Annotated in this window: 20 protein-coding genes and 1 pseudogene; 5 read left to right on the top strand and 16 right to left on the bottom strand. The window is 74.9% G+C overall.

Annotated features, from left to right (window positions below; translation table 11 throughout):
* Positions 1-18 precede the first annotated feature (18 nt).
* From GA0070622_RS08895 to ettA, 4 genes are all read right to left on the bottom strand, one after another.
* Complete coding sequence (locus GA0070622_RS08895; RefSeq protein ID WP_091571696.1) at positions 19-603, bottom strand: type III secretion system chaperone family protein; 585 nt, start codon at positions 601-603, stop codon at positions 19-21.
* Positions 604-734: 131 nt separating this feature from the next.
* On the bottom strand, positions 735-1,403 hold the full coding sequence (locus GA0070622_RS08890) for a DUF8185 domain-containing protein (protein ID WP_091571693.1): 669 nt from the start codon (positions 1,401-1,403) through the stop codon (positions 735-737).
* A complete protein-coding gene (locus GA0070622_RS08885; RefSeq protein WP_091571689.1) occupies positions 1,400-1,843 on the bottom strand; it encodes an acyl-CoA thioesterase in 444 nt (147 codons plus the stop codon). Before GA0070622_RS08885 ends, GA0070622_RS08890 begins: the two co-directional genes overlap by 4 nt.
* Positions 1,844-1,856: 13 nt before the next feature.
* Entirely contained in the window at positions 1,857-3,533 is a 1,677-nt protein-coding gene (ettA, locus tag GA0070622_RS08880) for an energy-dependent translational throttle protein EttA (protein ID WP_091571685.1), read from the bottom strand.
* 308 nt (positions 3,534-3,841) lie between these two features.
* Between ettA and GA0070622_RS08875 the strand changes: the two genes are divergently transcribed.
* Both GA0070622_RS08875 and otsB read left to right on the top strand, forming a co-directional pair.
* Complete coding sequence (locus GA0070622_RS08875; RefSeq protein ID WP_091571680.1) at positions 3,842-5,242, top strand: alpha,alpha-trehalose-phosphate synthase (UDP-forming); 1,401 nt, start codon at positions 3,842-3,844, stop codon at positions 5,240-5,242.
* 77 nt (positions 5,243-5,319) lie between these two features.
* Positions 5,320-7,839 (top strand): trehalose-phosphatase, encoded by a 2,520-nt coding sequence (gene otsB / locus GA0070622_RS08870; protein ID WP_245666561.1) that lies wholly within the window; start codon positions 5,320-5,322, stop codon positions 7,837-7,839.
* Positions 7,840-7,969: 130 nt separating this feature from the next.
* On the opposite strand, the gene cobA is transcribed toward otsB, so the two are convergent.
* The 3 genes from cobA to cobC are packed head-to-tail and all read right to left on the bottom strand — an operon-like array spanning position 7,970 to position 11,441.
* On the bottom strand, positions 7,970-9,223 hold the full coding sequence (gene cobA, locus GA0070622_RS08865; protein ID WP_091571674.1) for a uroporphyrinogen-III C-methyltransferase: 1,254 nt from the start codon (positions 9,221-9,223) through the stop codon (positions 7,970-7,972).
* The gene (gene cobT, locus GA0070622_RS08860) at positions 9,220-10,359 is read right to left on the bottom strand and encodes a nicotinate-nucleotide--dimethylbenzimidazole phosphoribosyltransferase (protein ID WP_091571671.1); all 1,140 of its coding nucleotides are present in this window, start codon (positions 10,357-10,359) and stop codon (positions 9,220-9,222) included. The genes cobA and cobT overlap by 4 nt, the downstream gene beginning before the upstream one ends.
* Entirely contained in the window at positions 10,359-11,441 is a 1,083-nt protein-coding gene (gene cobC, locus GA0070622_RS08855) for an Rv2231c family histidinol phosphate aminotransferase CobC (protein ID WP_091571666.1), read from the bottom strand. The genes cobT and cobC overlap by 1 nt, the downstream gene beginning before the upstream one ends.
* 121 nt (positions 11,442-11,562) lie before the next feature.
* Between cobC and GA0070622_RS08850 the strand changes: the two genes are divergently transcribed.
* Positions 11,563-13,695 carry a transglycosylase domain-containing protein gene (locus GA0070622_RS08850; RefSeq protein WP_091571662.1) on the top strand — a complete coding sequence of 711 codons (2,133 nt, stop codon included), beginning with the start codon at positions 11,563-11,565 and terminating at the stop codon, positions 13,693-13,695.
* A 106-nt stretch (positions 13,696-13,801) separates the two neighbouring features.
* Here GA0070622_RS08850 and GA0070622_RS08845 read toward each other — a convergent pair whose 3' ends face one another.
* Together GA0070622_RS08845 and GA0070622_RS08840 are read right to left on the bottom strand one after the other, a co-directional pair.
* On the bottom strand, positions 13,802-14,371 hold the full coding sequence (locus GA0070622_RS08845) for a GNAT family N-acetyltransferase (RefSeq protein ID WP_091571659.1): 570 nt from the start codon (positions 14,369-14,371) through the stop codon (positions 13,802-13,804).
* Positions 14,368-15,738 (bottom strand): cobyrinic acid a,c-diamide synthase CobB, encoded by a 1,371-nt coding sequence (locus GA0070622_RS08840; protein ID WP_091571656.1) that lies wholly within the window; start codon positions 15,736-15,738, stop codon positions 14,368-14,370. Before GA0070622_RS08840 ends, GA0070622_RS08845 begins: the two co-directional genes overlap by 4 nt.
* Positions 15,739-15,873: 135 nt before the next feature.
* On the opposite strand from GA0070622_RS08840, the gene GA0070622_RS08835 reads away from it, so the two are divergent.
* Positions 15,874-16,689 (top strand): SURF1 family cytochrome oxidase biogenesis protein, encoded by an 816-nt coding sequence (locus tag GA0070622_RS08835; RefSeq protein ID WP_091571652.1) that lies wholly within the window; start codon positions 15,874-15,876, stop codon positions 16,687-16,689.
* A 4-nt stretch (positions 16,690-16,693) separates the two neighbouring features.
* Here the strand turns inward: GA0070622_RS08835 and GA0070622_RS08830 are convergent, their stop codons facing one another.
* The 4 genes and pseudogenes from GA0070622_RS08830 to GA0070622_RS08815 all read right to left on the bottom strand — a co-directional run.
* Complete coding sequence (locus tag GA0070622_RS08830) at positions 16,694-18,277, bottom strand: ATP-dependent DNA ligase (RefSeq protein ID WP_091571649.1); 1,584 nt, start codon at positions 18,275-18,277, stop codon at positions 16,694-16,696.
* Between the two features lie 169 nt (positions 18,278-18,446).
* The gene (locus GA0070622_RS08825; RefSeq protein WP_091571646.1) at positions 18,447-18,653 is read right to left on the bottom strand and encodes a hypothetical protein; all 207 of its coding nucleotides are present in this window, start codon (positions 18,651-18,653) and stop codon (positions 18,447-18,449) included.
* A 91-nt stretch (positions 18,654-18,744) separates the two neighbouring features.
* The gene (locus GA0070622_RS08820) at positions 18,745-20,106 is read right to left on the bottom strand and encodes a dipeptidase (protein ID WP_091571642.1); all 1,362 of its coding nucleotides are present in this window, start codon (positions 20,104-20,106) and stop codon (positions 18,745-18,747) included.
* Positions 20,081-20,768, bottom strand: a pseudogene (locus GA0070622_RS08815) (uridine kinase family protein); the annotation flags it as partial. The gene GA0070622_RS08820 and the pseudogene GA0070622_RS08815, both read right to left, overlap by 26 nt.
* A 111-nt stretch (positions 20,769-20,879) precedes the next feature.
* On the opposite strand from GA0070622_RS08815, the gene GA0070622_RS08810 reads away from it, so the two are divergent.
* Complete coding sequence (locus GA0070622_RS08810) at positions 20,880-21,281, top strand: rhodanese-like domain-containing protein (RefSeq protein ID WP_091571639.1); 402 nt, start codon at positions 20,880-20,882, stop codon at positions 21,279-21,281.
* Positions 21,282-21,315: 34 nt separating this feature from the next.
* Here GA0070622_RS08810 and GA0070622_RS08805 read toward each other — a convergent pair whose 3' ends face one another.
* The 3 genes from GA0070622_RS08805 to ssb all read right to left on the bottom strand — a co-directional run bounded on the left by GA0070622_RS08805 (position 21,316) and on the right by ssb (position 24,959).
* Entirely contained in the window at positions 21,316-22,860 is a 1,545-nt protein-coding gene (locus GA0070622_RS08805) for a cobyric acid synthase (protein WP_091571636.1), read from the bottom strand.
* Positions 22,857-23,930 (bottom strand): cobalamin biosynthesis protein, encoded by a 1,074-nt coding sequence (locus tag GA0070622_RS08800; RefSeq protein ID WP_425412757.1) that lies wholly within the window; start codon positions 23,928-23,930, stop codon positions 22,857-22,859. Before GA0070622_RS08800 ends, GA0070622_RS08805 begins: the two co-directional genes overlap by 4 nt.
* Positions 23,931-24,023: 93 nt before the next feature.
* Positions 24,024-24,959 (bottom strand): single-stranded DNA-binding protein, encoded by a 936-nt coding sequence (ssb, locus tag GA0070622_RS08795; RefSeq protein WP_091571633.1) that lies wholly within the window; start codon positions 24,957-24,959, stop codon positions 24,024-24,026.
* Positions 24,960-25,170 lie beyond the last annotated feature (211 nt).

Genomic DNA, 25,170 nt, shown 5'->3' with positions numbered 1-25,170 from the left:
CGACGGCCCGGTGGGGAGTCAGAGCAGGGCGCCCTCGTCGTGCAGCCAGTCGACGAACGTGGTGGCCACCGCGGCGCCGCAGTCGAGCATCTCGACCAGCAGCGCGTCGTGGGTGCCGGCGCCGAGCGGCACCTGCAGCTCGGCGTAGATCGGGAGCTGCCCCCGCTCGGTCGGGTCGCCGATGTAGGCCTTGCAGAACCGTCGGGTGTGGTTCCACTCGTTGACCACCCGGTAGGCCCGGTCGGCCCAGTCCGGCGGCACCGTCGCGTGAGGACGGGCCCGCATCACCAGGATCTCGTCCTCCGGGCCCTCCAGCGCGACCAGCACGGCGTGCCGCTCCCACATGGCGAGCAGGTTGCCGTCGCCGTCGGCCAGGTAGCGCACGTCGAGCAGGTCGAGCGCGTCGCAGACCCGGCGGAGGGTGACCGGGGCGACCGTGGCCGGCATGTCGGCGATGACCGGCCGCTCGGGCGCCGCCGTGTCGTCTCCCGGCTGGCGCGGGGCCGGTGGCCCGACCCGGACGGTGTCGTCCACTGTGGTCCCGCTTCGAGTCTCCGGATCGCCGCCACCGGCGGGACCGGGGCGCCATGACCACCACGGCATCGCTCGCGCACCTCACTCCCCAGCGGATCCAGCCGCCTACGGTGCGTTGGATCCGAGGATGGACGGTACCCGGACAGCCGGCAGGAGGCATCCCCCCAACGACCGCCCCAGCCCGGAAGAACGATGCGGGGTCAGCCGTTCGGATGAGCCCGGGTAGGCGTCAGTGCAAGATCCGCAACGGTCCGCGACCACGCCGCCCCGTACGGACCGACGAGTCCGACCCAACGGCCGGCCACCCGCACCTGAACGTCGCCCGCGCCGACGAAGCCCATCCGGACCACGCCCTGCACCAACCGCTGGGACACCTCCACCGGTGCCTGCGGCGCCTCGTCCGGGGTGACCACCACCGCGACGTGGTCCAGCAGCGCGTCGCGCAGCACGCGCTGGCCGACCGCCCGCCCGGCCACCCCGTGCGCCGCCGCCTCGCGCAGCGTCCCGGCCGCCGCCTCGGCGATCCGGCGCACCTCCCCGCCGGGCAGCACCTCCACCGGCCGGCTGGCCGGCGGCGGCAACGGCCAGCGCCAGGCGTCGTCCCGCCGCCGCGGCAGCCCGTCCCCGCCGGACGAGAGTTCGGCCAGGAGTTCCCCGGCGGCGACCGTGACGTCGCCGGACGCCGTGCCGGGCACGCTGCGCACCACGAGCACGTCCCAGGGCAGGTGGGCCCAGAGCGCCGTACGGCCGACGCCGGGCACCGGCCGGAGCCGGACCGGGGAGGCCGGGTCGAGCCGGACCAGCCGGGCCAGGAACGCGCCGGCGTCGGCCACCCCGGTCAGCCCGTGCCCGGCCGCCGGCCCGGTCATCCGGTCAGCCCGGGGGCGTAGCGGAGCAGGAACGCCCGCTCCTCGGGCGCGATCCGGCGCGGCCGCTGCGCGGACAGGTCGAACGGCACCAGCACCGACCGGGCGGTGCCGGCCAGCGCGTCGCCGTCGTAGAGCTCGTAGGCGACCGAGAAGGACGCGGCGCGGATCTCGTCGACCCAGAGTTCGATCCGCACGGTGGGCGCCGCCTCCGCGGTGGCCCGGCCGAGCGCGTAGTCGACCGGGCGCAGGTAGTCGACCTCGTGCCGGCGGATGACCACACCGTCGGCGAACGAGCCCACCCCCCACGCCCGGCCGCCGGCGAACATCATCGCCACCCGGGCCTCCTCGTAGAGCGTGAGGAAGCGGGCGTTGTTGACGTGGCCGTACGCGTCCAGGTCGGACCAGCGCAGCGCGCAGTGGTAGACGAACCGGTCAGACAAGGGTCAGCACCGGTCAGTCACGGGTGAGCTTGCGGTAGGTCACCCGGTGCGGCCGGGCGGCCTCGGCGCCGAGCCGGTCGATCTTGTTCTTCTCGTACGCCTCGAAGTTGCCCTCGAACCAGAACCACTTGGCCGGGTTCTGGTCGTCGCCCTCCCAGGCCAGGATGTGCGTGGCGACCCGGTCCAGGAACATCCGGTCGTGGGAGATGACCACGGCGCAGCCGGGGAACTCCAGCAGCGCGTTCTCCAGGCTGGAGAGCGTCTCCACGTCCAGGTCGTTGGTCGGCTCGTCGAGCAGGATGACGTTGCCGCCGATCTTGAGCGTCAGCGCCAGGTTGAGCCGGTTCCGCTCGCCGCCGGAGAGCACCTTGGTCGGCTTCTGCTGGTCCGGCCCCTTGAAGCCGAACGCGGCGATGTACGCCCGGGAGGGCATCTCGACCTTGCCCACCATGAGGTGGTCCAGCCCGTCGGAGACGACCTCCCACACGCTCTTGTCACCGGCCAGGCCCTGCCGGTTCTGGTCGACGTACGACAGCGAGACCGTCTCGCCGACCCGGACCGAACCGCCGGTCGGCTCCTCCAGCCCGACGATGGTCTTGAACAGCGTGGTCTTGCCGACGCCGTTCGGGCCGATGATGCCGACGATGCCGTTGCGCGGCAGCGAGAACGACAGGTTGTCGATCAGGACCCGCTCGCCGAACGCCTTGGTCAGGTTGTTGGCCTCGATGACCGTGTTGCCCAGACGCGGGCCCGGCGGGATCTGGATCTCCTCGAAGTCCAGCTTCCGGGTCTTCTCCGCCTCGGCGGCCATCTCGTCGTAGCGGTCGAGACGGGCCTTGGACTTGGTCTGCCGCGCCTTGGCGTTCGAGCGGACCCACTCCAGCTCCTCGGAGAGGCGCTTCTTCATCTTGGCGTCGCGGCGGCCCTCGACGGAGAGCCGGGCGGCCTTCTTCTCCAGGTAGGTGGAGTAGTTGCCCTCGTAGGGGTAGGCCCGGCCGCGGTCCAGCTCCAGGATCCAGTTGGCCACGTTGTCCAGGAAGTACCGGTCGTGGGTGATGGCCAGGACGGTGCCGGCGTACTTGGCCAGGTGCTGCTCCAGCCACTGCACGCTCTCCGCGTCCAGGTGGTTGGTGGGCTCGTCGAGCAGCAGCAGGTCGGGCGCCTCCAGCAGCAGCTTGCACAGCGCCACCCGGCGACGCTCGCCACCGGACAGCGTGGTGACGTCGGCGTCCGGCGGCGGGCAGCGCAGCGCGTCCATGGCCAGTTCGAGCTTGGAGTCGATGTCCCACGCGTCGGCGGTGTCCAGCTCCTCCTGGAGCTTGCCCATCTCCTCCATCAGCTCGTCGGAGTAGTCGGTCGCCATCTGCTCGGCGATCTTGTTGAACCGCTCCAGCTTGGCCTTGGTCTCGGCGACCGCCTCCTCGACGTTGCCGAGGACCGTCTTGGCGTCGTTCAGCGGCGGCTCCTGCGCCAGCATCCCGACGGAGTAGCCGGGCATCAGCCGGGCCTCGCCGTTGCTCGGCCGGTCGAGCCCTGCCATGATCTTGAGGAGGCTGGACTTGCCGGCGCCGTTCGGACCGACCACACCGATCTTGACACCCGGCAGGAAGTTCAGCGTCACGTTGTCGAGCACGACCTTGTCGCCGTGCGCCTTGCGCGCCTTGTCCAGGACGTAGATGAACTGGGCCACGGTGCGGGCTACCTCCGTCGGTTGCGATCGCGGGCTTGCGGGGCGCGAGGCGCGGGCGTCGATCTCCGCCCGCCGCCGCCGGCCGGGGGCCGGCCGCGCGCACGCCGTCGTCAATCCTGACAGGTACGGGCGGCCCCGCCCACATCACCCCACCCCAGCGGCGTACGAGGCCGGGGTGTCGACAAGATCACGCGGAGGGTTCGGCGGTTCTGGGACGGGTAGGGAACTCCGGCACGGGGGATCAGACGCCGCAGCTACGCTCAGTACGCTCATCGCGGTGGACCCGTCATACCCGGAGGTGGCCGATCGTGACCGTCCGTAGCTCCTTTGTCGTAGTGGCCAACCGCCTGCCGGTCGACGAGGTGAGCACACCCGAGGGGCGGCAGTGGCGGCGCAGCCCGGGCGGCCTGGTGACCGCACTGCACCCGGTGCTCGCCGAGCACCAGGGCACGTGGGTCGGGTGGGCCGGCGGCACCGGCGCCGCGCCCGAGCCGTTCGACCTGGAGGGGATCCGGCTGCACCCGGTGCCGTTGAGCGCCGAGGAGCTGGAGCGTTACTACGAGGGCCAGTCGAACGCGACCATCTGGCCGCTCTACCACGACGCGGTGGAGACGCCGGCCTACAAGCGGCGCTGGCGCGAGGCGTACCGGTTGGTCAACGCCCGGTTCGCGGAGGCCGCTGCCGACGTGGCGGCCGAGGGGGCCACGGTCTGGGTGCAGGACTACCAGCTCCAGCTGGTGCCGGCGATGCTCCGCGAGCTGCGTCCGGACCTGCGGATCGGGTTCTTCCTGCACATTCCGTTCCCGCCGATCGAGCTGTTCATGCAGATGCCGTTCCGCACCGAGATCCTGCGCGGCCTGCTCGGCGCGGACCTGGTCGGCTTCCAGCAGCGGCTGGCGGCGCAGAACTTCGTCCGGCTGGCCCGGCACCTGCTCGGTCTGCGCTACGAGGGGCAGATGATCCAGGTCGACGGCCGGCAGGTGAAGGCGGGCGCGTTCCCCATCTCGATCGACACCAGGGAGATGGAGCGGCTGGCCGAGGACCCCGCGATCCAGGCCCGGGCCAAGCAGATCCGCGAGGAGCTGGGCAACCCGAAGACCATCATCCTGGGCGTCGACCGGCTCGACTACACCAAGGGCATCGAACTCCGCCTCAAGGCCTTCCGGGAACTCCTTGCTGACGGAAAGTTGACAGTTCCCGACGCGGTTATGGTGCAGGTCGCCACGCCCAGCCGCGAGCGCGTGGAGCACTACCAGGCACTTCGGGTGAAGGTGGAACGCGAGGTTGGCCGGATCAATGGTGAATTCGGCCGGGTCGGCGTGCCGGCGGTGCATTATCTGCATCAGTCGTACAGTCGCTCCGAACTGGCCGCGATGTACGTCGCGGCCGACGTGATGATGGTGACCCCGCTGCGAGACGGAATGAATCTGGTGGCCAAGGAGTACGTCGCATCGCGCGCCGACCAGGGCGGCGCGCTCGTGCTCAGTGAGTTCGCCGGCGCCGCCACCGAGCTGCGCCAGGCGTTCCTGTGTAACCCGCACGACCCGGACGCGGTCAAGGACGCGTTGCTCCGGGCCGTGCACGTCGAGAAACCCGAGGCCCGCCGCCGGATGCGCGTCATGCAGCGCCATCTGCGCAGCCACGACGTGGGCCACTGGGCCAAGTCGTTCCTCAGCGAGCTCGGCGTCCCCGATACGGAGGTGGCGTGACCTCGCCCGCAACCGCCACCGCCCACGGTGGCGCGCTGGACCCGGAACTGCGTGCCGCCATCGGCCGCATCGCCCGGATGCCCCAGCTCCTCGTCGCCTGCGACTACGACGGCACGCTCGCCCCGATCGTCGAGGACCCGAGCAAGGCCGTGCCGCTGCCCGAGTCGGTCGCCGCGGTGCGCGCGCTGGCCTCGTTGCCGCAGACCAGCGTCGCGGTGGTCTCCGGTCGCGCGCTGCGTGACCTGGCCACGCTCTCCCGGCTGCCCAGCGAGGTGCACCTCGTCGGCAGCCACGGCTCGGAGTTCGACATCGGCTTCGTCGAGCGGCTCACCCCGGAGCTGATCGCGGTCCGGCACCGGCTCCGCGAGGTGCTGCGGGACATCGCCGCCGCGCATCCGGGGGTCCGCCTGGAGCGCAAGCCGGCGAGCGTGGCCGTGCACACCCGTGGGGTCGACCCGCAGATCGCCGCCGCCGCCGTCGAGGCGGTCCGCAGCGGGCCCGCGACCTGGGAGGACGTCACCGTCACCCAGGGCAAGGAGGTCATCGAGCTGTCGGTGGTCGCCACCCACAAGGGCACCGCCGTCGACCAGCTCCGGACCCAGCTCGCGGCCAGCGCGGTGCTCTTCATCGGCGACGACGTCACCGACGAGAACGCCTTCGGCAACCTGCACGGGCCGGACGTCGGCATCAAGATCGGCCCCGGGGAGACCCAGGCGGACTACCGGGTGGCCGAGCCGATCGAGGCGGCCCGGGCGCTCGGCCTGCTGCTGGAGACCCGGCGGCACTGGCTCTTCGGCGAGCGGGCGGTGCCGATCGAGCGGCACTCGATGCTGGCCAACGGCCGTACCGTCGCGCTGGTCACGCCCGAAGCCAAGATCACCTGGCTGTGTCACCCGAAGCCGGACTCGGCGGCGATCTTCGCCGACCTGGTCGGCGGCAGCCCGGCCGGGCACTTCACCGTCGGCCCGGAGCGCGGCGGCATCCCACTGGGCCAGCGTTACCGCAGCAACACCATGACCGTGGAGACCCGCTGGTCCGGCCTGACCGTCACCGACTGGCTGGACCTGCCCGTCCGGGAGACGACCCCGGACGACCCGGTCGTGGTCAGCGGCGACTCGACCCTGGTCCGCGTGCTCAGCGGCACCGGGCGGGCCCGGGTCGAGTTCGCCCCGCGCCCCGAGTTCGGTCAGGTGGCGGTCCAGCTCCAGCCGCTCGACGACGGTCTGCTGGTGCTCGGCTCCAACGAGCCGGTCGCGTTGCACTCCCCCGGCGTCGAGTGGGAGGTCACCAACGACGCCGGCTACGAGACCGCGAAGGCGGTGGTGGACCTCTCCGCCGCCGGCGGTCAGGTGGTGCTGGAGCTGCGCTTCGGCACGCAGAGCCTGGAGCCGCACCGGCTGCCGGTGCACGAGCGGCAGACCGCCGCCGAGCAGCCCTGGAAGGACTGGGTGGCCTCGCTGCGGCTGCCCGCCACCGCCCGGGACCTGGTCGCCCGCAGCGCGCTGACGCTGCGCGGGCTCTGCCACGAGCCGACCGGCTCGATCCTCGCCGCGGCGACCACGTCGCTCCCCGAGGAACTGGGCGGGGTCCGCAACTGGGACTACCGCTACTGCTGGCTGCGGGACGCGGCGATGACCGCCCGCGCGCTGGTCGACCTCGGCTCCACCGAGGAGGCCGAGGGGCTGCTGCGCTGGATCGACGGCGTGGTCGACCGCACCGGCGGCCATCCGGAGCGGTTGCACCCGCTCTACACCGTCGACGGCTACGAGCTGGGCGCCGAGGCGGTCATCGACACGCTGCCCGGCTACGCCGGCTCCCGGCCGGTCCGGGTCGGCAACCTGGCGAACCACCAGCTCCAGCTCGACGTCTTCGGCCCGGTCGCCGACCTGATCGCCGCGGTGGCCGACGCCCGGGGCTCGGTCCGCGACGACGAGTGGCGGGTGCTGGAGAACATGGTCGAGGCGGTACGCCGCCGCTGGCACGAGCCCGACCACGGCATCTGGGAGGCCCGCCTCCCACCCCGGCACCACGTCTTCTCCAAGGTCATGCTCTGGATGACCGTCGACCGGGCGCTGCACGTGGTGCGTCAGCACGGCGGCGAGGACCGGCCGGAGTGGGTCGAGCTGCGCGACCGGATCGCCGCCAACGTGTTGGAGCACGGCTGGCACCCGGAGGCCGAGGCGTACAGCGTCGCGTACGGGTACGAGGAGATGGACGCCTCGTCGCTCTGGATCGGCATCTCCGGCCTGCTCGCCGGCGACGATCCGCGCTTCCTCTCCACCGTGCTGAAGATCGAGGCGGACCTGCGCAGCGGCCCGGTCGTCTACCGCTACCACTGGGACGACGGCCTGCCCGGCCGGGAGGGCGGCTTCCACATCTGCACGGCGTGGCTGATCGAGGCGTACCTGCGCACCGGCCGCCGCACCGACGCCGAGGAGCTGTTCACCCAGATGGTCGACACGGCCGGCCCCACGGGCCTGCTGCCCGAGCAGTACGACCCGCTCGCCGAGCGGGGCCTGGGCAACCACCCCCAGGCCTACAGCCATCTGGGCCTGATCCGCTGCGCCCTGCTGCTGGACAACATGCTCAAGCAGTGACCTGACGGCGGCGGGGGACCCGCTCCCCCGCCGCCCCGTCCTCGGCGATCTTGCACTTGCTGCCCCAGCAAAGGGGGCACAACGGGCATCTCTCGGGCGCCAAGTGCACGATCGGCGAGGTTGGCGGGCGTCAGGGGGTCAGGGCGTGGACCACGTCGCCGATCACCACGATCGCGGGCGGGCGCAGCGCGGCGGCCTCGACGTCGGCGGCGACCGTGGCGAGGGTTGAGCGCAGCGTCCGCTGGGCGGCGGTGGTGCCCTCCTGGATCACCGCGGCCGGGGTGTCGGCCGGCTTGCCGTGCGCGATCAGGGTGGCGGCGATCGCGGCCAGGTTCTTCAGGCCCATCAGGACCACCAGCGTGCCGCGCAGCCCGGCCAGGGCCTCCCAGCGCACGAGCGACGCCGGCGAATCCGGTGCGACGTGTCCGGAGACCACGGTGAACTCGTGCGCCACGCCCCGGTGGGTCACCGGCACGCCGGCCACCCCGGGCACCGCGACCGCGCTGGTGACCCCCGGGACCACGGTCACCGGCACACCGGCCTCGGCGCAGGCCAGCAACTCCTCGCCGCCGCGCCCGAAGACGTACGGGTCGCCGCCCTTGAGCCGGACCACCACCTTGCCGGCCCGGGCCCGGTCCACCAGGATGCGGTTGATCTCCTCCTGGGTGCGCGACGGCCCGTACGGGATCTTCGAGGCGTCCACCAGCTCGACGTCCGGCCGCAACTCGTCCAGGAGCAGCCCCGGGACGAGCCGGTCGGCGACCACCACCTCGGCCTCGGTGAGCAGCCGCCAGCCCTTCACGGTGATCAGCTCCGGATCGCCCGGCCCGGCGCCCACCAGCGCAACCCGACCGCCCGTGGTGTTAAAAGGGGCCCCTTCCTCTACCGGAGGCGTTAACAAGGGGCCCTTCCTTGCGCCCAGGAGGTCGCGGACGGCGTTGCGGACGGTCATCGCCCGGCGCGGGTCGCCGCCGCCGAGGACGGCCACGGTCACCGGGCCGTGCCGGGTCACGGCGGGCGTCCAGGCGCTGGCGGCGGCCCGGTCGTCGGCGCGGACGCAGAAGATCCGCCGTTCGGCCGCGGCCGCGCTGACCGCCGCGGCGGCCACCCGGTCGTCCACCGCCACCTGGACCAGCCAGGCGCCGTCCAGGTCGCCGGGGGCGAACCGGCGCGGCTCCCAGCGCAGCCGGCCGGCGTCGGCGTGCGCGCGCAGCGCCGGGGTCAGCTCGGGCGACACCAGCAGGACGTCCGCGCCCGCGTCGAGCAGCGCGGGCACCCGCCGGGTGGCGACCGCTCCCCCGCCCACCACGACCACGCGCCGGCCGGCCAGCCGCAACCCCAGGGGGTACGGGCTGGGCGACGCCTCCGGGGCCGGCTCACTCACTTCTCGGCCACCCCGGCCGCGTCGAACGTGGCCACCTCGTGCAGCACCCGGACGGCGCCGGTGACGACCGGCAGGGCGAGCAGGGCCCCGGTGCCCTCACCGAGGCGCAGTCCCAGGTCGATCAGCGGATCGAGCCCGAGGTGCCGCAGCGCCGCCGTGGCGCCCGGCTCGGCGCTGCGGTGCCCGGCGACCATGGCGCCGACCGCGTCCGGCGCGAACGCGGCGGCGGCCAGCGCGGCGCTGACCGCGATCACGCCGTCGAGCAGCACCGGCACCCGACGCGCGGCGGCGCCGAGGATCAGGCCGGCCAGCGCGGCGTGCTCCAGCCCGCCGACCGAGGCGAGCACGCCCAGCGGGTCGGCCGGGTCGGGCGTGTGCCGGGCCAGCGCGGCCCGGACCACGGCGACCTTGCGCGCGTACGTCTCGTCGTCCACGCCGGTGCCCCGGCCCGTCGCCGCCGCCGCGTCCGCCCCGGCGAACACGGCGACCAGCGCGGCGGCCGGGGTGGTGTTGCCGATGCCCATGTCGCCGGTGAGCAGGATGCCCGCGCCGCCGTCGACCAGCTCGTCGGCGACCCGGATGCCGGTCTCCACCGCCGCCCGGGCCTCGTCCCGGGTGAGCGCGGCGGTGACGGTCATGTCGCGGGTGCCGGCGCGGACGTTCGCGGCCACCAGGCGCGGCCCGTCCGGGTCGGCGGGCGTCGCGACGACGTCGACGGTGAGCGCGGACGGGCCGGCCGGGTCGGCGGCGCGCGCCGCCGGGTCGGGCGGGGTGACCGACAGCGGGGTGGCCACGCCGACGTCGACCACGGTGACCGAGGCGCCGGCCTGCCGGGCGAACGCGTTGACCACCGCGCCGCCGGCCAGGAAGTTGCCGATCATCTGGGCGGTGACCTCCTGCGGCCACGGGGTCACGCCCTGGGCGTGCACGCCGTGGTCCCCGGCGAAGATCGCCACCGCGGCCTGGTCGGGCAGCGGCGGCGGGCAGGCGCCGGCCAGCCCGGCGAGGCGTACCGAGAGCGGCTCCAGGGCGCCGAGCGAGCCGGCGGGCTTGGTCAGCCGGCCCTGCAACTCACGCGCGGCCGCCATGGCCGCCTCGTCGAGCGGCCGGATCGCCGCGACGGTGGACTCCAGCATCATGCCTCCAGGATCCGTGCCAGCGTCTCGATGAACGCGTCGGTGGTGGCCCGGTCGCGTACCGCGATCCGGAGCCAGTCCGGGCCGAGCCCGGGGAACGTGTCACCCCGGCGGACCGCCCAACCCTGCTCCCGCAGCCGCTCCCGCACGTCGGCGGCGCCGGCGCGGTGGATCAGCACGAAGGCGCTGGCCGGGCGGCCCGCCACGCGTACCCCGGGCAGGCCGGACAGGCGGGTCACCAGGTGGTCGCGGTCGGCGGCGAGCCCGGCGGCGATCGCGCGTTCGGCCGCGACGGCGACCGGGGCGGCGCAGGCGGTGGCGGCGGCGAGCGCCGGGGTGGAGACCGCCCAGAGCGGCTGGGCGGCGGCGAACCGGGCCAGCAGCGCGGCGTCGCCGAGCAGGTAGCCGATCCGCAGCCCGGCCAGCCCCCAGGTCTTGGTGAGGCTGCGCACCACCACCAGGCCGGGCAGGTCGCGCCGGGCGGCCAGGGACTCGGGCTCGCCGTCGACGCCGGGCGCGGCGGTGGTGTCGGCGAACGCCTCGTCGACCACCAGCACCCGGCCGGGGCGGGCGAGGGCGGCGATCGTGTCCGCCGGGTGCAGCACCGACGTCGGGTTGGTGGGGTTGCCGACCATGACCAGGTCGGCGTCGGCGGGTATCCGGGCCGGGTCGAGCCGGAAGTCGTCGGCGGGGTCGAGCAGGACCCGGTCCACCCGGTGGCCGGCGGCGCGCAGGGCGGCCTCCGGTTCGGTGAACTGCGGGTGCACCACCACCGGGTGGCGGGCGTCGCGCAGCGCGCGGGCGATCAGCACGAAACCCTCGGCGGCGCCGGCGGTGAGGAGTACCTCGTCCGGGGGTCGCCCGTGCCGGTGAGCGACGGCGGCGCGGGCGGGCGTCGGGTCCGGGTACGCGGCCAGCTCGCCCAGGGCGGCGGTCAGCGGGTCGGCCAGCCACTCGGGCATCGGCGCGCGGCGCACGTTGACGGCCAGGTCGACCAGGCCGGGCGTGGCCTCGGAGTCCCCGTGGTGGCCCAGGTCGGGCTCGTCGAGAGCGGCGGCGCTCCCGGTCGGTGGTGCGGGCATGTCCGCGATCCTGCCGGGAAGCCGCCGCCCGGGACAGCGCATCCCGGCGTGGGTCGCGTCACGACCCGCCGGTTTATGAGTTCTTCTCATTTCCGAATCGGAAATGTCATAGCTTGACCCCGTGAGCAACCGACCCCTTGCCTCCGCTGGTCGTGCCGTGCCCCTTCTCCGCGCCGGGCTGATCGCCGGCATCGTCGTCGCCGCCGCGTTGTACCCGCTCGTCGCCGTCACCGGCATCGGCGCCAAGGCCACCGCGCACGCCGTGGAACAGAAGACGAACATCCTCAAGACCGCGCTGCCGGCCGAGACGTCGTACGTCTACGCGCCCGACGGCAAGACCGTGCTGACCATGTTCTACGAGGAGTACCGGCAGTACACCAAGATCGAGAACATGTCGCCGAACATCCAGCAGGCGATCGTCGCCGCCGAGGACAACCGCTTCTACCAGCACCACGGCGTCGACCCGAAGGGCGTGGCGCGCGCGTTCGTGTCCAACGCCCGCTCCGGCGGCGTCTCCCAGGGCGCCTCGACGCTGACCATGCAGTACGTCCGGATGGCCCTGCGGGACAGCGCGACCACACCGCGGGAGGTCCAGGAGGCCACCCAGCAGACCAGCCTGCGCAAGGTCAAGGAGATGCGCATGGCGCTGGACATCGAGAAGCACCTGAGCAAGGACCAGATCCTGGAGCGCTATCTCAACTCGGCCTACTTCGGCCACCGCGCCTACGGGATCTACGCCGCCGCGCAGATCTTCTTCTCCAAGACGCCGGCCACCCTCACCCCGGTCGAGGCGGCCACGCTGGCCGGCCTGGTGAAGTCCCCCTCGGAGTACGACCCGATCACCTCCGACCAGAAGGACGCCACCGGCCGGCGCAACTACGTGCTCGACAACATGGCCCGCCTCGGCTACCTGTCGCCGGACGCCGCCGCGGCGGCCAAGGGCCAGCCGATCAAGCTGAAGCTGACCACCCCGCCGAACGACTGCGCCGCGATCGACGGCGGGCACCGCAGCTGGGGCTTCTACTGCGACTACCTGAAGAACTGGTGGAGCGCGCAGCCCGCGTTCGGCGAGAACCGCCTGGAACGGATGGACAAGCTGCGGCGCGGCGGCTACCGGATCGTGCTCGCCCTCGACCCGAAGACCCAGGCGGCGGCGGAGAAGAACGTGGGCGCCAAGGACAACACCGGCAGCCCGTTCGCCAACGGCATCGTGGTCGCCGAACCCGGCACCGGCCGGATCAAGGCGATGGCGGTCAACCGGAACTACTCGCTGGACCTGGCGGAGAACCCGAACAGCTCGAACCCCGAGGCCGGCCCGAAGGTCAAGGCGAACTACCCGAACACGGTGGCGCCGCTGCTGGGCGGCGGGTCGCTCCCCGGCTACCAGGCCGGCTCGACGTTCAAGATGTTCCCGATGCTCGCCGCGCTCAACGCCGGGATGCCGCTGTCCACCGCCTACGACTCGCCGTACACGTACAAGTCGGCGGTCTACGACGGCTGGGCGCCGTCCAACGCCAGTGGCGCGATGACCGGCCGGCAGACCATGTGGTCCGGCTTCGGCAAGTCGGTGAACACCTACTTCATCCAGCTGGAGGAGAAGATCGGCGCGGACGCCGGGGTGCGGCTGGCCGAGCAGCTGGGCCTGCGCTGGCGGACCGACGTGGACAAGGAGCAGGCGTCGCCGGCCAAGGCGAAGAAGTGGGGCGCGTTCACGCTGGGCGTCTCCGACGCCACCCCGCTGGAGATGGCGAACGCGTACGCGGCGATCGCCGCCGACGGGCGCTACTGCGAGGCGATCCCGGTCAACGCGATCATGAACCGGGACGGCACGCCGGCCACCTACTCCACCGCCGGCGGGGTGCAACGGGAGATCGCCAAGCCCCGGTGCCGGCAGGTGGTGAACGCGGACGCGGCCCGGGCCGCCACCGACGCGGCGCGCTGCCCGACCGGGGACACCCCGGCCAAGGGGAGCTGTGGCGGCTGGTCGACGGCCGACAGCGTGCGGGGCACGGTCGGCCGCCCGGTCGCCGGCAAGACGGGTACGACCGACAGCACCCGGTCCGCCTGGTTCGTCGGCTACACGCCGGAGCTGGCGGCGGCGAGCTTCATCGCCGACCCGGACAATCCGTTCAACGCGGTGGGCGACGGGCAGTCGCAGATCCCGGTGAACGCGGTGGCGCAGACGCTGCGCGACGCCCTCAAGGGCCAGCCGTCCCGCCAGTTCACCCCGCCCTCCGACCAGATCGTCGGCTGAGCCCCACGTTCCGCCCGGGGGTGCGCCCGGGTCAGTTGATCAAGGAGTTTGCGTCCGGGATCGCGTGGTCCCCGACGCGAACTCCTTGATCGACGTGGGAGGGGGCTCAGCGGAGGTCGGCGGCGACGAAGGACCACAACTCCAGGTCCACCCGGGCGCCGCGGACGAAACCGGCGTTGCGCAACAGGCCCTCGTAGCTGAAACCGGCCTTCTCGGCCACCCGCCGGGACGCGACGTTGCCGGGCGCCACCCGCAGCTCCACCCGGTGGAATCCGTGCTCCAGGATCAGCGCGATGGCCACCGCGTCCACCGCCTCGGCGGCCAGGCCGTAGCCGCGGGCGTGCGGCGCGATCGCGTACGACACCTCGGTGAGCCGGGCGCCCCAGTCGGTGCGGCGGGTCCACAGGCACCCCACCACGCGCTGGTCCTCCCGACGGACCACCGCCCAGTGGTCGCCGTCGCCGCTGTCCCGCCGCTGCCGGGCCAGCTCCGTGCACCACGCCCGCCCGTCGATCTGCCCGGCCGCCTCGGCCAGCGGCAGCCACCGCTGGGTCTGCCGGTCGCCGAACACCTCGTCGACCGCCGCCGCGTCCGTCGCGACCAGCCGGCGCACCTCGGTCCGCGGGGTGGAGACGGTCAGCGCCGGGAACCGGCGTACCGCCACCTGACCGATCACGCCAGGGCCGCCGAGGGCGCCAACGCGGCGGCCACCAGGCGGGACGCGACGCCCGGAAGCGCGGCCCAGTGCGGCACCAGCTGCGAGGCGTGCACACCGTGGCGGACGAAGCCCTCCGGGGTGCCGCCGTCCCAGCGCCAGGCCGGTTGGTCACCGGCGCGCGGGGTGAGCACGGCGGCGTGCTGCTTGTGCCCGGTCACGGCCGCGCCGGCCGGCGCCACCACGCTGCCGGTGACCGCCGTCGCGTCCCGGTATCCGACCACCAGGCCGTCGCGGACCGTGCCGACCGCGTCGAGCACGCCGCACATCGGCAGGCCGTCCAACTCGCGCGCCAGCCAGAGCAGGCCCGCCCCCTCGGCGACCACCGGACGGCCCGACCGGGCCAGCTCGGCCACCGCGATGCACAGCCGGCGGTTGGCGGAGAGCTGCTCCGCGTACGTCTCGGGGAGCCCGCCGCCGACGACCAGCGCGCGGGCCCCGGCGGGCAGCGCCTCGTCGCGCAGCGGGTCGAGCGTGACCACCTCGGCGCCGGCGGCCCGCAGCAGCTCGGCGACCTCCGGATGGCTGTAGCTGCCGGCCGGGCCGCCGGCCAGCGCCACCACCGGCCGCTCCGCCGGGGCGGACGGACCGTCCGCCGGCTCCGGCGACCAGGGCTCCACGGTCAGGGCGGGAGCGGACCGGGCCAGCGCCAGCAGCCGGTCCAGGTCGACGGTGGCGGCGACCGCCTCACCGAGCCGGCGCACGCCGCGCTCGGCCTCGGCGTCACCGCGCACCACGGGCGCGGCGCCGTGCCGGCGGGCGGGCAGCACCGGGGGCAGCTCGTGCCGACGCAGCGCGCCGTAGACCGGCACCCCCACGTCGTCGAGCGCCTCGCGCAGCAGCGTCTCGTGCCGGGGCGAGGCCACCCGGTTGAGGATCACGCCACCCAGCCAGAGCTGCTCGTCGTAGGAGCGGAAGCCGTGCACCAGCGCGGCCACCGACTGCCCCATCGCGGCGACGTCCACGACCAGCACCACCGGGCTGCGCAGCGCGGTGGCCACGGCGGCGGTGGACTCGCTCTCCGGCCGACCGGCGACCGAGTCGTAGAGCCCCATGGTGCCCTGGACCAGCGCGAACCCGGCGCCGGCCGCGCCGTGCGCGAAGAGCGGCGCGACCCGCTCCGGGCCGACCAGCCGGGGGTCCAGCGTGCGGCCGGGGCGACCGGCGGCCAGCCCCAGGTACGCCGCGTCCACCTGGTCCGGCCCGACCTTGAAGCCGGCCACCGGCACGCCGCGCTCGGCGAGGGCGGCGAGCAGGCCGAGGGAGAGGGCACCGGTGCCGTGCCCGGAGGAGGGCGCGCTCAGCACGACGCGCGGCACGTCGGTCATCATCGACTCCTGGGTCCGGGGTGATTTCCGCCCGCGTGACCATACCCGTCCGCCCCGGCGCCCGTCGGCCGCGGAGCGTCCCGTTCCGCCCGGCAGCCGCGAGTGGCCCCGCTCATACGGGTAGCCTTGGCCAACGTGTACCGGTTCCTGCTGACCCCGCGCTGGCTCGGCTACCTCGCGCTGACGCTGGTGGCCGCCACGGTGATGGTGTTCCTGGGCAACTGGCAGCTGGACCGCTACCGGGGCCGGTCGGCGATCAACGACCGGATCGACGCCGGCGCCACGATGACCCCCGCGCCGCTGCGCGACGCGCTGCCCGCACCGACCGGTGGCCCGGGCAGCGTCGGTCCCGCCCCGGCCGAGCGGCTCACCTGGAGCCGGGTCACCGCCACCGGCCGCTACGACACCGCGAACGTCGTGCTGATCCGGGGCCGGACCGTGGACAACAAGGTCGGCTTCGAGGTGCTCACGCCGCTGGTGCTGGCCGACGGCAGCGCGGTGCTGGTCGACCGCGGGTGGGTCCCGCCCGCGCCGGGCGCCGGCGCCACCGCCCAGCCGTCCGTGCCGGCCGCGCCGACCGGCGAGGTCACCGTCACCGGCCGGGTGGTCGGCAGCGAGAGCGGTGGCGGCGGGGTGGACCGGCGCGACGGCAAGCTGGAGGCCCGGCGGATCGTCATCCCCCGCCTGGCGAAGCAGCTGCCCTACCCGGTGACCGGCGGTTACGTGCTGCTCGACGGGCAGACCCCGGCCGCCGACCCGGCGTTCCAGGCGGTGCCGATCGGGCACACCAACAACTGGCAGAACTTCGGCTACGTCTGGCAGTGGTGGATCTTCGCGGTGATGAGCCTGGTCGGCTACGGCTGGGTGGCCCGCCGGGAGGCGCGTCGACGGGCCGGCCTGGACGGCCCGCGCGAGCCGGTGGACCGGGCCGCCGAGCCCGCCGCCACCTGATCCGTCAGCCGGTGACCCGACCGGCGTGGATCGCCCGCACCGCGTCGATCGTGTCCGCCTCGGCGGCGGTCTTGTCGTCCCGGTAGCGCACCACGCGGGCGAAACGCAGCGCCATCCCGCCCGGGTAGCGGCTGCTGGTCTGCACCCCGTCGAAGGCGATCTCGACCACCTGCTCCGGCCGGACCCGCACCACCCAGTCGCCCTTCTCCACGGCCAACGACAGGAAGCGCTCGGTCTGCCAGCGCAGCAGCTCGTCGGTGAGCCCCTTGAACGTCTTGCCGAGCATGACGAACTCGCCGGTGCCCGGGTCGCGGGCGCCGAGGTGCAGGTTGGACAGCCAGCCCTGACGCCGGCCGCTGCCCCACTCGACCGCGAGCACCACCAGGTCGAGCGTGTGCCGGGGCTTGACCTTGACCCAGGCCGAGCCGCGCCGGCCCGCGTCGTAGGGCGCGGCGGGATCCTTGACCACGACCCCTTCCTGACCGGCGTCGACCGCCGCCGCGAACGCCGCGCCGGCCTGCGCCACGTCGTCCACCTCGACCCGGCCGACCAGCAGCGACGGGTCGACCGCCCCGGCCAGCGCCGCCCAGCGCTCGCGGCCCGGCGCGTCGATCAGGTCGGCGCCGTCGAGGTGCAGCAGGTCGAAGAAGTACGGCGTCAGCACCGGCTCGCCGGTGCGCTCGGCGGCGGCCAGCACGGCGGGCGCGACCGGGGTGCGGCCGGTGGTGCTGGGCGTGGTGCGCCGGGCCGCGCGGCTGGACGTCTCCTGGAACGGCAGTGGACGGCCGGTGGCGTCCAGCCCGATCGCCTCGCCGTCGAGTACCAGCTCGCGGGCGGGCAGCGCGCGGACGGCGGCCACCACCTCGGGCAGCCGGCCGGTGATCTCGTCGAGACTGCGGGTGAACACCGCGATGTCCTGCCCGGAGCGGTGCACCTGGATGCGGATGCCGTCGAGCTTGACGTCGACCACGGCGGGGAGGCCGGTGGCGGTGAGGGCCTCGTCGACCGAGGGCGCGCTCTGCGCCAGCATCGGCGCGAGCGGCCGGCCCACCTGGAGCCCGAACCCGGCCAGCGCGGCGGCGCCGCCGGTGAGCGCCGCGACCGCCACCGCCCGCAGGTCGCCGGCGAGCAGCAGCGCGCGCCGCACGGCGGTGACCGGCACGTCGGCGGCCCGGGCCACCGCCTCGGTGAGCAGGCCGGCCTGGGCGCCCTGACGCAGCTCACCCCGGAACAGGCCGACCAGCAGGCGTTGCTCGTCGGCGGTCGCCGCGGCGAAGAGCCGGCCGACCAGCTCACGCCGCCGCGCCTGGGAGCCGGCGCCGCCGACCCGGGAGATCTCCTCGATCGCCGCGTCGACCCCGGCCACGGTCAGGGTGGGCTCGGTCGCCGGCGGGGGCAGGTCACGCAGACCCGCCCAGCCGACGCCGGTCTGGCGCTGGCGCAGCTCGCCGGCGAGGTAGCCGGCGCCGGCCGGGATCTCGCCCGGATCGAGCGCGCGCAACGCGGCGGCCAGCAGCTCCACCTTGGCCCGACGGCCGCCGGTGGCGCCGACCGCGGCCGAGGTGGCCGCCAGCTCCGCGAAACGCACGTGCACATCCTGCCAGTCACCTGTGCCGGCGAGGCGCTTCCGGCGGCCCGGCGCACCGCACGGGTGTCGCCGGGACCGCCGGAAGCTCGGACGCGACGACCCGGGCGTGCCGGTCGCCGGGCCGCGCGCCCGGGGACGGGCCCGGATCGCTCCGGGACCGGGACGGAGGTCAGGCCGAGACCGGCTCCTCGACGCGCAGGCCGCGCCCGCGCACGCCGTCGGCGACCCGGGTCAGCAACGCGTCGAGGGTGACCAGCGTGGCGGAGAGCTCACCGAGCTGTTCCTTGAGCGTGGCCTCGGGCCACGCGGAGACGTCGACGTCCCCCAGAGCACGGACGGCGGCCTGGAGCCGCGCCATCTCGTCGTTCGTACGCATGTTCGAAAGGCTATAACACCCCGCCGGCCGACACACCGCAAACTCCGACATCCATCCCGAAGTTACGGTTTCGACACCGAACGCGCGCCGGTCAGGCGCGGCCCGCCTCGGCCACCTTGGCCAGCAGCAACGCCTCGGCCAGGCAGACCCGGGCGAACTCGCCCAGGTGCAGGCTCTCGTTCGGCCCGTGTGCCCGGGCGTGCGGGTCCTCCACGCCGGTCACCAGGATCGCCGCCCGCGGGAACATCTCCTGGAACGTGGCGATGAACGGGATCGAGCCGCCCACCCCGATGTCCACCGGGTCGGTGCCGTCCCAGGCGCCCCGGAACGCCGCCCGCGCCGCGTCGAACATCGGGCCGGTCGCGTCGATGACACACGGCGAACCGTCGTGCTCGAACGTCACCGTCACCCGCGCGCCCCACGGCGCGTGCCGCTCCAGGTGGGCGGTCAGCGCCGCGTACGCCTTCTTCGGGTCGTCGCCGGGCGCCAGCCGTACGCTCAGCTTGGCCCTGGCGGACGGCACCAGCGCGTTCGGGGCCTCGCCGGTGGACGGCGCGTCGACGCCCAGGATCGCCAGCGCCGGCTTGGTCCAGAGCCGGTCGGTGATCCGGCCGGTGCCGAACAACCGCGCGCCGTCGACCAGGCCGGCCTCGGCCCGGAACCGGTCCTCCGGGTAGTCGACGCTGGCGCCCTCGCGGGCGGCCAGGCCCTCCACCGCCACGTCACCGGCGTCGTCGTGCAGCGTGCCGAGCAGCCTCACCAGCGCGGTGAGCGCGTCCGGCACGGCCCCGCCGAACATGCCACTGTGCACCGCGTGCTCCAGCGTGCGCACCTCCACGAAGCAGTTCACGATGCCGCGCAGCGAGGTGGTCAGCGCCGGCACCCCGATGTCCCAGTTGGCGGAGTCGGCGATCACGATGACGTCGGAGGCCAGCTCGTCGCGGTGCTCGGCGAGCAGCCGCTCCAGCGAGTCCGAGCCGTACTCCTCCTCGCCCTCGATGAAGAGCACCACGCCGACCGGGAGCCGGTCGCCGAACGCGCGCAGCGCGGCGACGTGCGCCATGATGCCCGCCTTGTCGTCGGCGGCGCCCCGGCCGTAGAGGCGGCCGTCGCGCTCCACCGGCTCGAACGGGTCGGACTCCCACAGCGACAGGTCACCGACCGGCTGCACGTCGTGGTGCGCGTAGAGCAGCACGGTGGGCGCGCCGGGCGGGGCCGCCCTCGTCCCGATCACCGCCGGCTGGCCGCCCGACCGGACGATCCGGGTGTCGAGACCGCAGCCGCGCAGCAGTTCGGCCACCGCCTCGGCGGAGCGCTCCACGTGCGAGTGGTCGAAGCCCTCGAAGGCGATGCCCGGGATGCGGACGAGGCGTTCGAGGTCGGCACGGACGCCGGGCAGTTCGCGCTCGACGGCGGCCCGCACCTCGGACTCGGAGATGATCGGTGAGGTCATGACCGGAATCGTATGCCGGCCTTACCCGAGCCCGGTCGCCGGCCGAACCGCACGTAGTAGCGGTCCGGGTCGTGCGGCACCGCCGGCGCGCCGTCGACGACCAGGTCCACCGCCGCCACCGTGCCGTCGGCGGCGAAGTGCGCCCGCTCCCCCGCGTGCCACCGCCGCAGCTCCGGCAGGACCTGCGCGCCGTCGCGGGCCAGCGCGCGGGACAGCCGCAGCTCGGCCGGCGCGGTGACCAGCACCGACAGGGTCAGCTCGGGGCGCACCAGGGCGCGGGCGGCGCTCACCCCCTCCACGATCAGCACCGCCCCGGCCGGCACCGCCGTCACCCGGTCCAGGAAGCGGCGGCGGACCCAGCTGTAGCGCCGGTAGCCGCCCGGCCGCCCGGCCCGCACCGGCCCGAGCACCCATTCCTCCAGCCGGGTCCAGAAGGTGAGCTGGTCGTCCCAGCCGTCGAGCAGGTCGTCGGTGCGCACCAGCGGCGGCCGGTCCCCGCCGGCCCGCGCCGCGAGGGCGTCCGCGAGGCGCGTCGCGAACACGCTCTTGCCCGCGCCGCTCGGCCCGTCGACCGCCACCAGGCGGGTACGCCCCAACCGCGCCGGCCCGGCCAGCACCCGCCCGGCCAGACCGGCGTACGCCTCGACCACCGCCACGTTCACCCGACCGACGCTAACGTTCCCCCGTCCGCTGGATCCTGCGACCCGGGCGGGCCCGTTCACCGGGCGGCGTGGCGGCACCCTGGGCATGATCGGGGGGTGCTCCATGACGTGATGTGTCCGGGCGTCGACGCCCTCCTGGAACAGGCCCGCGCCGGTCTCCGCCGGCTCACCCCGCACGAGACCGTCGAGGCGGTCCGCGGCGGCGCGCTGCTCATCGACACGCGTACCGAGGCGCAGCGCCGCGAGGAGGGTGAGCTGCCCGGCGCGATCGTCATCGACCGCACCGTGCTGGAGTGGCGGCTCGACCCGGCCAGCGCCTGGCGCATCCCGGAGGCGACCGGGTACGACCGCGAGATCGTGGTGGTCTGCCGGGAGGGCTACAGCTCCAGCCTGGCCGCCGCCAGCCTGCAGACGCTGGGCCTGCGGCAGGCGACCGACATGATCGGCGGGGTGCAGGGCTGGCGGGAGGCCGGGCTGCCGATGTCCGACCGGCCGGCCGACGTGCGCCACTGAGTCACGCCGACCGGTCCCCGCCCGAACCGCGCGGTCACGGTGTCTCCGGCGCGCCAGGTGGCACGAACGGCAGGCCCGGCGGAGGGCCGGATTCGATCAGCCGCCAGAGCGCGTCCGTGTCGACGTGCTCCTCGACCAGGTCGCCGAGCAGGTCCAGGGTCCGCTCCCGGGCGGCGGCGAACGAGGTGTCCGGCGCGACCTTGAAGCCGGTCCGCCCGGCCGCCTCGGCCACCTCGGTGAGGAAGCGGCGGCGGAACGCGTCCGACTCGAACGTGCCGTGCCAGTGGGTGCCGTACACCGCGCCGAGCCGGGCGCCCTCGCCGGTGCCGTCGGCGTGGCGCAGCAGCGGCGGCAGACCCGGGTCGGCGGCCGAGACCCGCCCGTGGTGGATCTCGTAGCCGTGCACCGGCACGTCTCCGGCGGCGGTGCCGACCGCGCGGCGCACCGTCTTGCGCTCGTCGAAGGTGATCTCGATGGGGAGCAGCCCGAGGCCGGGGACGGTGCCCCGGCGGCTCTCCACCGGGTCGTGGACGGCCCGGGCCAGCATCTGGAAGCCGCCGCAGATGCCGAGCAGCGGCCGGTTGGCGGCGGCGTGCGCCCGGACGGCGTCGGCCAGGCCGGTCTCGCGCAGCCAGGCCAGGTCGGCGACGGTGGACTTGGAGCCCGGGAGCACCACCAGGTCGGCGGCGGCCAGCTCGGCCGGCTCCACGGTCAGTCGGACCCGCACGCCCGGCTCGGTGGCGAGCGCCTCGACGTCGGTGGCGTTGCTGATCCGGGGCAGCCGGACCACCGCCACGTCGAGCCAGTCGGTGCCCCGCGGCGCCGCCGGACGGCCGAGCACCCGCCCGTAGGCCAGCGAGTCCTCCGCGTCCAGCCACAGGTCGAGCGCCCAGGGCAGCACCCCGTACGTCGGACGGCCGGTGACCTGGCGCAGCATGTCGAGCCCGGGTCGGAGCAGCCCGAGGTCGCCCCGGAACTTGTTGATCACGAAGCCGGCGACCAGCGCCTGGTCGGCGGCGTCGAGCAGCGCGACCGTGCCGAACATCGACGCGAAGACCCCGCCCCGGTCGATGTCGCCGACCACGACCGTGGGCAGGCCGGCCTGCCGGGCCAGGCCCAGGTTGACGTAGTCGCCCGCGCGCAGGTTGATCTCGGCCGGGCTGCCGGCGCCCTCGCAGATCACCACGTCGTACTCGGACCGCAGTTCGGCCAGCGCCGCGTACGCCGTGTCGGCGAGCCGGGGCCGCAGCGTGTGGAAGTTGCCGGCGGTGACCGTGTCGACCGCCTCGCCGAGCAGCACCACCTGGCTGGCGTGGTCGCTGCCGGGCTTGAGCAGCACCGGGTTGAAACGCAGGTCGGGCGTCAGCCCGCAGGCGGCGGCCTGCATCGCCTGGGCCCGGCCCAGCTCGCCGCCCCGGCCGTCCGGGCCGACCACCACCGCCGAGTTGTTGGACATGTTCTGCGCCTTGAACGGGGCCACCCGGACGCCCCGGCGGCGCAGCCAGCGGCAGATGCCGGCGGTGACCACGCTCTTGCCGGCGTCCGAGGTGGTGCCGGCGACCAGCAGCCCGCCGCTCACCGCCCGCTCCCCCGCCGCCCGCCGCCCACCGGGGCCGAGCCGGCGAGGACGCGGCCGGCGGTGGACCGGCCGCCGGCGGCGCGCAGGAGCCCGCGCGCCGCGGCGCGGCCGGTGGCGCCGGCCAGCCGGCCGACGGTCACCGGGTAGAGCGCGGCCAGGCCGAGCGCGGCCACCCCGACCGCGCCGGAGATGCGGGCGGCCCGCTTCAGGTGCCGCGCCTCCGGGCGGGGGCCGTCGCCGAGGAACGGCCGCGTCTCGGAGCGACCGAAGTAGACGTTGCGCCCGCCGAGCCGGACGCCGAGCGCGCCCGCCATGGCCGCCTCGCACTGGCCCGCGTTCGGGCTGGGGTGGTCGGCCCGGTCCCGCCGCCAGACGTGCCAGGCGGCCGCGCGGTCGCCGTGCGCCACCGGGGCGACGGCCACCGTGAGCAGCCCGGTCAGGCGGGACGGCACGAGGTTGAGCAGGTCGTCCAGGCGGGCGGCCGGGGTGCCGAAGCGCGCGTAGCGGGGCGAGCGGTGGCCGACCATGGCGTCGAGCGTGTTCGCCGCCCGGTAGCCGAGCAGGCCGGGCAGCCCGGCGACCGCACCCCACACCAGGGGAGCGACCACCGCGTCGGAGGTATTCTCGGCGACCGACTCGACGGTGGCCCGGGCCAGCTCGGGCTCGTCGAGGGCGGACGGGTCGCGGCCGCAGAGGTGACCGAGGCGGGCCCGCGCGGCGGGCAGGTCGGCCCAACGCAGCGCCCGTGCCATCACCCGGGACTCGTGCCGCAGCGTGCGCCCGCCCAGCACCGTCCAGGTGCCGGCGGCGACCAGCGCGGCCCGGGCGGCCGGATGCCGGCGGGTGGCCAGCGTGGCGGCGGCGCCGAGCAGCACCGGCGCGCCGACCGCGAGCGCGGTGAACGCGGCGCCGGCCGACCGGTCGGGGCGGTAGAGCCGGCGCTCCAGCGCGCCCGCAGACCGGCCGAAGCCGGCCACCGGATGCCACCGGCGCGGGTCGCCGAGCAGCGCGTCGAGCGCGTAGCCCGCCACCAGCCCGGTCGCGTTCGCCATGGCGGTCGCCTGCCGCACCCGTCACCACCTCCGGCCGGCCAGCCTAGCCGTACCGCGGGGTGGCCACGTCGTCGTCGCCACCCCGCGCCCCCGTTCGCACGGCCCGGACGCTCAGGCGGGCACCGGGGTCCGTCGCCGTCCGCGACGACCCGGGGCGGGCCCGACGCCGCCCGTGCCCGCGCCACCCGCGCTCCCGTCACCCGGCCCGGGGTCGCCCGGCTCGTGGCCGCCCGCGCGGTCGGCCTCCGGCGGGTCGACCTCGGCCAACTCGTCGTCCCCGACCTCGACCGGCTCGTCGCCGTCGTCGGCCGCCAACTCGTCGTGCTCGCCCGCGTCCGGGCCGGTGGGCCAGGCGTCCCGGTCGGGGACCACGCCGTCGAACCGACCGTCCCCACCGCCCGGCCGGCTCTCGGCGCGGCCGAGCCCGCCGTGGGCGCCGCCCGCGCCGTCGAGCCCGCCGGCCACGTCGGGGCGGGCGTCGAACGGGTCGGACTCGCCGGCCCGCTCGATCCTGCCGGTGAGACCGACCCGCGCCGCCCCGAACTCCGGCGGCGGGAAGTCGTCGTCGAACGGCCGGTGGTCGAACGTGGCCGGGGCCTGCGCGTCGGGCACCGGCTCGGTCGCCTCGCCGTGCACCCGCTGCTCCGCCTCCGCGTCCTCGACCGAGCTGGTGGCGGCGCGGGGCTGGTTGCGCAGGAAGCGGGCCCGCCCCCGGGACAGGTCGTGCCCGACCGCCACCGCCTCCAGCTCGTAGAGCGTGCGGTGGGTGCCGGCCTCGTCGGTCCAGTCGCGGGTGTAGAGACGGCCGGCGACGACCACCGGGTCGCCGACCGCCACCGAAGCGGCCACCCCCTCGGCCAGCCGGCGCCAGCAGTTGACCCGCACCCGCAGGCTGTTGCCGTCCACCCAGCGGCCACTGTCGCGGTCGAGCCGGCGGGCGGTCGAGGCCACCTTGAAGTTGGCCACCAGTGTCCCGCTCTGGGTGGTCCGGCGCCATTCCGGCGCGGTCAGCACGTTGCCGACGATCGTGACGTACGTATCGAACATCGCCCCTCCAGGGATCGGCTTGTCCGGCAGAGCGTGGCCGCTTCGCCCGGTCGGTGCGACCGCCGGCGCCCCGCCTGTGGACGACGGACCGCCTTGTGGACAACCCCCTGATCAAGGTCCCGATCTGCTAGGACCACGGACCCTACGACGCCGACCTGCGGCGACACATGATCGGAATGTGACCGGCGGAGGGCGTTCCGGAATCACGCCG

It is taken from the genome of Micromonospora sediminicola (assembly GCF_900089585.1).
Classification (GTDB): domain Bacteria; phylum Actinomycetota; class Actinomycetes; order Mycobacteriales; family Micromonosporaceae; genus Micromonospora; species Micromonospora sediminicola.
This window is presented reverse-complemented; position numbering and strand designations above follow the sequence as displayed.

What these genes read in the sequence shown, in the direction of transcription:
- GA0070622_RS08895 (WP_091571696.1), bottom strand. Translation starts at nt 603, where the DNA reads ATGCCGTGGTGGTCATGGCGCCCCGGTCCCGCCGGTGGCGGCGATCCG.
- GA0070622_RS08890 (WP_091571693.1), bottom strand. Translation starts at nt 1,403, where the DNA reads ATGACCGGGCCGGCGGCCGGGCACGGGCTGACCGGGGTGGCCGACGCC.
- otsB (WP_245666561.1), top strand. Translation starts at nt 5,320, where the DNA reads ATGCCCCAGCTCCTCGTCGCCTGCGACTACGACGGCACGCTCGCCCCG.
- cobT (WP_091571671.1), bottom strand. Translation starts at nt 10,359, where the DNA reads ATGCTGGAGTCCACCGTCGCGGCGATCCGGCCGCTCGACGAGGCGGCC.
- cobC (WP_091571666.1), bottom strand. Translation starts at nt 11,441, where the DNA reads ATGCCCGCACCACCGACCGGGAGCGCCGCCGCTCTCGACGAGCCCGAC.
- GA0070622_RS08840 (WP_091571656.1), bottom strand. Translation starts at nt 15,738, where the DNA reads ATGACCGACGTGCCGCGCGTCGTGCTGAGCGCGCCCTCCTCCGGGCAC.
- GA0070622_RS08825 (WP_091571646.1), bottom strand. Translation starts at nt 18,653, where the DNA reads ATGCGTACGAACGACGAGATGGCGCGGCTCCAGGCCGCCGTCCGTGCT.
- GA0070622_RS08820 (WP_091571642.1), bottom strand. Translation starts at nt 20,106, where the DNA reads ATGACCTCACCGATCATCTCCGAGTCCGAGGTGCGGGCCGCCGTCGAG.
- GA0070622_RS08810 (WP_091571639.1), top strand. Translation starts at nt 20,880, where the DNA reads ATGTGTCCGGGCGTCGACGCCCTCCTGGAACAGGCCCGCGCCGGTCTC.
- ssb (WP_091571633.1), bottom strand. Translation starts at nt 24,959, where the DNA reads ATGTTCGATACGTACGTCACGATCGTCGGCAACGTGCTGACCGCGCCG.